Here is a 6,000-nt window from a genome sequence, read left to right as displayed (position 1 = left end):
TATAGTGGACCCCGAAAACTGGACAGCCGCGTAAGTTAAGATCGTCGGCCCGGAAGAGGGAGTGCCGACGATGGCCAAACGACGACTGCACAGTGCGGAGTTCAAGGCGAAAGTGGCGGTGGCGGCGTTGCGCGGGGACCGGACGTTGAGCGAGTTGGCGTCGACGTTCGAGGTGCATCCGATTCAGATCGCCAAGTGGAAGAAGCAGGCGGTGGCCGCGCTGCCTGAGGTGTTCGCGACGCGGCGCGACACCGAGGTGGAGGACCACGAGGCGCTGAAGGCGGCCCTGTATCAGGAGATTGGCCAGCTCAAGGTGGAGCTGGACTGGTTGAAGAAAATACACGACCTGGTCGACCGCTGACCGACGCGCCGTCGTCGACCCGAAGCATCCGAGACTGAGCGTCGCGCAGCAGTGTGCCTTGCTGGAGCTGCCGCGGTCCTCGTTCTACTACCAGCCGGTGGCGGTGAGCGAGGCGGACCTGCTGTTGATGCGCCTGCTGGACGAGCAGTACACCGCGACGCCGTTCTACGGCTCGCGGCGGATGCAGGTGGCGTTGCAGCAGCGCGTGGGGCATGCCGTGAATCGAAAGCACGTGCAGCGCTTGATGCGGGCGCTGGGGTTGGAGGCGGTCGGGCCGAAACCGCGCCTCAGTGAGCCCCATCCGGGGCACAAGGTCTACCCGTACCTGTTGCGCGACGTGCCGATCACGCGCGTCGACCAGGTGTGGAGCACCGACATTACGTACGTGCGGTTGCGGCACGGCTTCGTGTTCCTGGTCGCGATTCTCGACTGGTTCAGCCGGTGCGTGCTGGCGTGGGACCTGTCGGTGACGATTGATGGCCAGTTCTGCCTGGACGCCCTCGACGAGGCGCTCGCACGGGGCCGGCCGGAGATCTTCAACACGGACCAGGGCGCGCAATTCACGGCGACGGGGTTCACCACACGGATCGAAGCCGCCGGGGCGCGGGTCAGCATGGACGGTCGCGGCCGCGCGCTCGACAACGTCTTCGTCGAGCGGCTGTGGCGCTCGGTGAAGTACGAAGAAGTGTACCTGAAGGACTACGGGTCGGTGCCTGAGGCGCGACGCCAGCTGGGGCGTTACTTTCGGTTCTATAACGACGAACGCCCCCACCAGTCGCTCGCCTACCGGACGCCAGCGGTGGTGTACGCCGGGGCGAAGGTTGCCTGACGTTCACGGAGGGGCGCTGCGGCCTCTGGCGAGGCCTCCGCGCCTGTTAAGGGACGGCAAGATCTTAACTATCTCGGCCCAGATCTTTGTCTAGACTTTGGGGTCCACCTTAACCCTCCAACTTGCCAACGATGTAGCGAAGCGTCTCTTCAGCGTCGAAGTGCGTCTCGGAGCAAAGCCGAGCGTACATCGTTCGATACATGACGCGGTCGTGCAGCCCTTCGAATCGTTCGGCAATACGCGAAGGCCACTTCTCACGACGATTCTTCCCAACCAATTCATTCTCAAGGCGGTCCACAAGCGAACGCATGGTTCGATTCGCCACTGCCCGGTAGTTGCACGCCTCGACGTGTACGCGCCGCTCCTCGTCTGGCAGCGACGACGCTAGAGTCCTCCACTGCGCTATCTGACGATCGACATCGTCAACGTGGTGGCGCAGATACGCTGCTAGCCGCGCCCGAGGGCTCATGATAATGAACTGAATCGCCAAGGCTCTCTCGACAACCGCGCGAGACAGCACCTCTGCTGCCGCACCCGACGCCGCCGCGAAAGTCACAATAGCGCCTTCCGCCATTTCTTGGCACCGAGCGAGAAGATGCCACAGCACCCCTACCGCCGGGTCCGAGACAATAGTCTGTTCGGAGAGAGCGGCGTAGCCTCTATCGACTGCTTCGGCACATCGCCGCACCCAATGTAATTCGTCCCGTTCGGCGTCCGGCAGACTGCGCACATCGATTGAATGCTCGGCGGCAAAGCGCGTCAGAAGCGGGTCTTTGCTGGTCATGTCAATCCGAGACAAACGGGTTGACGGAGCTGCTCACCCGCCGACTACAGCGGGTCAGCGCCAGTGTGGCCTTATGACAGCAAGCGGATCTGTTGAAGTCACTACCTTATGTAACGCTCAGCAAAACCACTCGTCGGCTATCGCCTGCGAACGGAGTCCCTCTCCGGCCGTCAGGAGTCGAACGGCGCGCTGGTAGGCCGCGTAGGCGCCATGAGTCTGAGACGGCCTGCGGATCGGCATGTTAGCGACATCGCCCGGTTCGAACTTCACCAAACCGTCTGCGTAGCGCCTGCCACGCTCGGCCAGCAGCCTGCGTGCATCGGTCGTCAAAAGCCACATTGCCCACGCCGCTCTTTCGTCCATTGAGAATGCCCCAGCGAAGCGCACGACGTACAGAGTATTCGTGGCGGAGAGCCCCGGCATCTCACGAAACACCAGCCACGGTCCCCAGCTGGACATCCCGCTAATGAACGCGTCTACCACATCTGGCATGGGCGTCTGGTACCAAGGTTCTCTAGATCGGACCTTGTACGCACTCCTGTTGCATCCGCCGTTGTTCCGGCGCAAACCCAGATACGCCTTAACCGCCGGTAGGTGACTATCGCTCGTCGTCGGACGAAACAACCAGGCCTTTTCGCCGGCGTCCCGCAACAGGTTCCAGTCCTCTTCGCTCACCTTGCCGCTCGTTAGGTGGTGCGCTCGGCAGACGACAGGCACAAGAGCTCCCTTGGGAATCTCCCTTGCCTCTCGCTCGTTCTCGGTCAACAAGAAGTACGAAGCATCACCCGTCACTGCCCCGAGCCGGATCGTCATCACGTCCCGGACCCGCTCTGCCCGGTCGTCCACTACCTTAGTCAGACCTAGAACTCGCAGTTCCTGCTTCGCACGTGCGTTCTCGGCAGGTGCCATAGCCTCCGCTTCCGCTCCCGATGGTCGCACCGTGCGTTCGCCACTGCGTTCGAGTCCACGGATCAGTTCCTCACTCGTCTCGTAGTGGCACTGGCGGAAGTGCCCAGCGACAGGAGATGCATTCGCCCGCAGACCTCTCGCCAGAAGCACCACGGACCCTTCTTGCACGGACGAAAACAGGGGTCTGCGGCTGTGGTGCACCTCGACGTCCGCAAACAAAGTGGCGATCTCCTGTCGCAAGGAGGCGGCGTAGTCCGCATACAACCAAGCGGCTGGCAGTACGAAGCCCAGGCTGCCGGACGGACGAAGGAGATTTGTGCTGGCACTCAGAAAGGCTAGCCAACAATTCGCCCGCAGCGGAACCTTGCTTCCAGACGGTAACTGAATCTTCAGTGCTGCCTTTCGCACATCCGCGTCTACCCGATTGAGCGCAATGTACGGCGGATTTGCGAGCACCTTCGAGAAGCGCTCTACCGTCGAACAGCTCCACTCGAGAAAGTCGCGCCCACGCAGAGTGCGCGCCAAGCGATCGAAACCGTGACGGAGCGGATCAAGATCCAACGCGCGAATTCTGGCGCGCGGAACGCCGAATGCCGCTAGCGACTGCAGGAATACGCATCCGCCGACGCTGGGCTCGAGCCATTCGTCGCTCGGTGTGTCGCCCAGCGCACGCACAATCGCGTCAGCGAGTGGACGCGGCGTGTACACCTTGCAGGACGGAGGCGCGTCCCTTTCCTTTCGTTGAACCGGAAGCATCATCACTCGTTTGGCTCATAGCGCTCGGACGCAGCGAGCACGCTATCGACAATTCGTGCAACTCTGCGTCCGATGTCACCCTTGACGATGAGTCCTAACTCCATCGTGGCGCGCAAGCCACCGCGAGTCAGATTGGCGCTACCCAAGTACGCGCGGTGTCCGTCGTCGGCGACAACTGCCTTGAAATGGAAGGTCGTTACACCTTGTCCGGCGCCCTGATTCTCGTACCACCTGAAGATGCGGAGCGCGGATGTGTTGCCAATTGCTTTCCGGAGTCTATAGACACCGTTACTGCTGTCTCCCCGGGAAAGCACATCAACCGTTACACCGCACTCAATTCGTCGTCTTACGATGTCCGCAATGTCCGCCGCTGTGTCTGCGTCCCAGAACGGCGACGCCAAGACCAGCCGCCTGTTAGTAGCAGAGATCAAGCCCACGATGCCGGATCTAAGGTCTGACGCCTCGATCGTCGCGCATTCCCTAATGTTGTCGGGCGCCCGATTGGGAACGGCGGCACACAGTGAGATGTCGTCGCGGCAAGACCGTTCACGCTCGCCAGCCGCTACGGTGTCACGAACTCCCTGGCGATACCCGGCGGTGTCCTGCATTCCGGTCTTCTGGAACTCGACGCCCCGTGTTGACTCACGCAATACGCCGACCGCCTTCAGCCCTCGTGTCACTAGAGCGACTTGTTCGTCAGACGGCAGTCTGGTCGAGGCGGAATCCTGCAAAAACCGCTCGTCGATCAGATCGCCGTCACTGCAGCGCCCCAGTGACGCCTCGATGTCTGCCACCAACCAAGGGACCACTCGCGCGGCTGCGACGTAGGCGGATCTCTCCATGCTCATACCTGCCAGTAGCCAACAATCCGTTGGTCGGACGCGACGTCTGCCCAGGGCGCGTGACCTCCGAACAGGAACGACCTCGACAAGCCGTGGTTGAAGACGCGACAGGAGATTTCCGGGGAGTGAATGCAGCCGTGACAGGCGCCTCTGTGATCAAGACAGTCGGGATCGTAGAGGCAGTCGAGAGCCTCTCTTGAAAGACAGGAGAGGAAGGCGGGGAGCTGGTACTTTACCATGCTCTCCATTCCGCCTAGCCGGAAGGTGCTGGAGTTGTCGAAGATGACCGTGCCCATCAAGGGTAGGAAGATGTACTCGCTAATCGACGTCCGCTCAACTCCCGCAAACCGGCTCGCCGCCCGCATTGCCACGTGAGACAGCGTATGGACCACGCCGAAGACAAATCGACGAGTCGGGCAGTCCCAAATCCGGTCGGAGTAGCGATCGACGGGTTCCAAAGCCCGAAGGACTCTTGCGATCGGCGGTGTCCCTTCCTCGGCACCGAGGTTCACGCCGTTCGCGGCCAGCCATTTGATGACGCGGTCATGATCGAGAGACAAGAACACGCCTTCGTGTTCTGACTCTCGTGCCAGAATCGGCACCGTTCCAGTCGCCTCTGGCAGTAGAATTCGCCGCGCCGCTCGCTCATCAAGCGATGGGAACGGTCTAAGCTCGGTGGGCAGTTCTTTTGAGCCCAGCTCCTCGTACGTTGGTTCGAATGACCGCCTGGTGTACCCGAACGTCGCTGTAATGACCGGTAAGTCCTCAACCAACCGAACCTCTGCTATCCCCAGTCGTCGGCACAGCTCGTCAGTGTCCGCGAGCAGCGCGGCACCGGCGCCGCCCGCCTCAGACGCAACGGTCCTTGCCAGGCGCGAGGTCACGTTTTGACGAAAGGCAAGGCTTTCTGAAATGCCTCGTTCAATGTCCGGGTCAGCGACGGTCCATGAAGCCGAAGCGCTCGCGACAGGTCGCGTTGGGGTCTGATTCCCTAGCGCCGCCTCCGCAATGAGCCTTCTGATCTGTGCGGTGCGCTCTGTATCGCCAGCCACTTCTGCGTCTCGAAGTCGCCTGACGAGGGACATCAGACCCTCGCTCCCTCCTACCGCAGCCGAGGGACGCCGGTTGGGCGGCAGTATCTGAGCGAGCGTCTCGACCTCTTGATCGCGCTCGGTTGTGACCGCGGGTCGGTCCAGGCGGAGCACCGTGAGCGATTGGGCATAATACGAGTCGCTGGCGCTGTACCGGGTCATGCGCATGGCGATCCGTGTCACCAGTGTGTCTGCCTTCTCGCCTGCTCCTGCTGCTTCGGGCTCGCTTCCGACGTCACGACCTGTCCTAAGGATGTTCTTCAGACATCGGTGACACCGTGCCGTGAATCGTTCAACAACGACCGTATTGCATCGCCGGCAGACGACGGTCATGTCCTTTACACGTTCCGACCGCGACGGAAGGAATAGCTGCCCGTCCGTGCCGCAGCGAGGGCACCGAAGAGGACGCTTTACCGCCTCGATGGACC

General features: G+C 61.7%; 5 protein-coding genes. 1 reads left to right on the top strand and 4 read right to left on the bottom strand.

The window, feature by feature from the left end:
• Nucleotides 1–70: 70 nt before the first annotated feature.
• A protein-coding gene (locus VGK32_18525) for an IS3 family transposase (GenBank protein HEY3383763.1) occupies nucleotides 71–1,190 on the top strand; the annotation gives its coding sequence in 2 pieces (ribosomal slippage) (nucleotides 71–336 and nucleotides 335–1,190; 1,122 coding nt in all).
• A gap of 109 nt (nucleotides 1,191–1,299) precedes the next feature.
• Here the strand turns inward: VGK32_18525 and VGK32_18520 are convergent.
• From VGK32_18520 to VGK32_18505, 4 genes are all read right to left on the bottom strand, one after another.
• Nucleotides 1,300–1,974, bottom strand: coding sequence for a DUF5677 domain-containing protein (locus tag VGK32_18520; protein HEY3383762.1), 675 nt, complete (start codon nucleotides 1,972–1,974; stop codon nucleotides 1,300–1,302).
• Between the two features lie 117 nt (nucleotides 1,975–2,091).
• Nucleotides 2,092–2,883: a hypothetical protein gene (locus VGK32_18515; GenBank protein HEY3383761.1), complete on the bottom strand. Its 792-nt coding sequence runs from the start codon at nucleotides 2,881–2,883 to the stop codon at nucleotides 2,092–2,094.
• Nucleotides 2,884–3,641: 758 nt separating this feature from the next.
• The gene (locus tag VGK32_18510; GenBank protein HEY3383760.1) at nucleotides 3,642–4,481 is read right to left on the bottom strand and encodes a phospholipase D-like domain-containing protein; all 840 of its coding nucleotides are present in this window, start codon (nucleotides 4,479–4,481) and stop codon (nucleotides 3,642–3,644) included.
• A gap of 2 nt (nucleotides 4,482–4,483) precedes the next feature.
• Nucleotides 4,484–5,905 carry a hypothetical protein gene (locus VGK32_18505; GenBank protein HEY3383759.1) on the bottom strand — a complete coding sequence of 474 codons (1,422 nt, stop codon included), beginning with the start codon at nucleotides 5,903–5,905 and terminating at the stop codon, nucleotides 4,484–4,486.
• Nucleotides 5,906–6,000 lie beyond the last annotated feature (95 nt).

This window comes from Vicinamibacterales bacterium (assembly GCA_036504215.1).
GTDB lineage: Bacteria > Acidobacteriota > Vicinamibacteria > Vicinamibacterales > Fen-181 > FEN-299.
The sequence above is the reverse complement of the archived record's forward strand: the minus strand, read 5'-3'. Positions and strand labels throughout refer to the sequence as shown.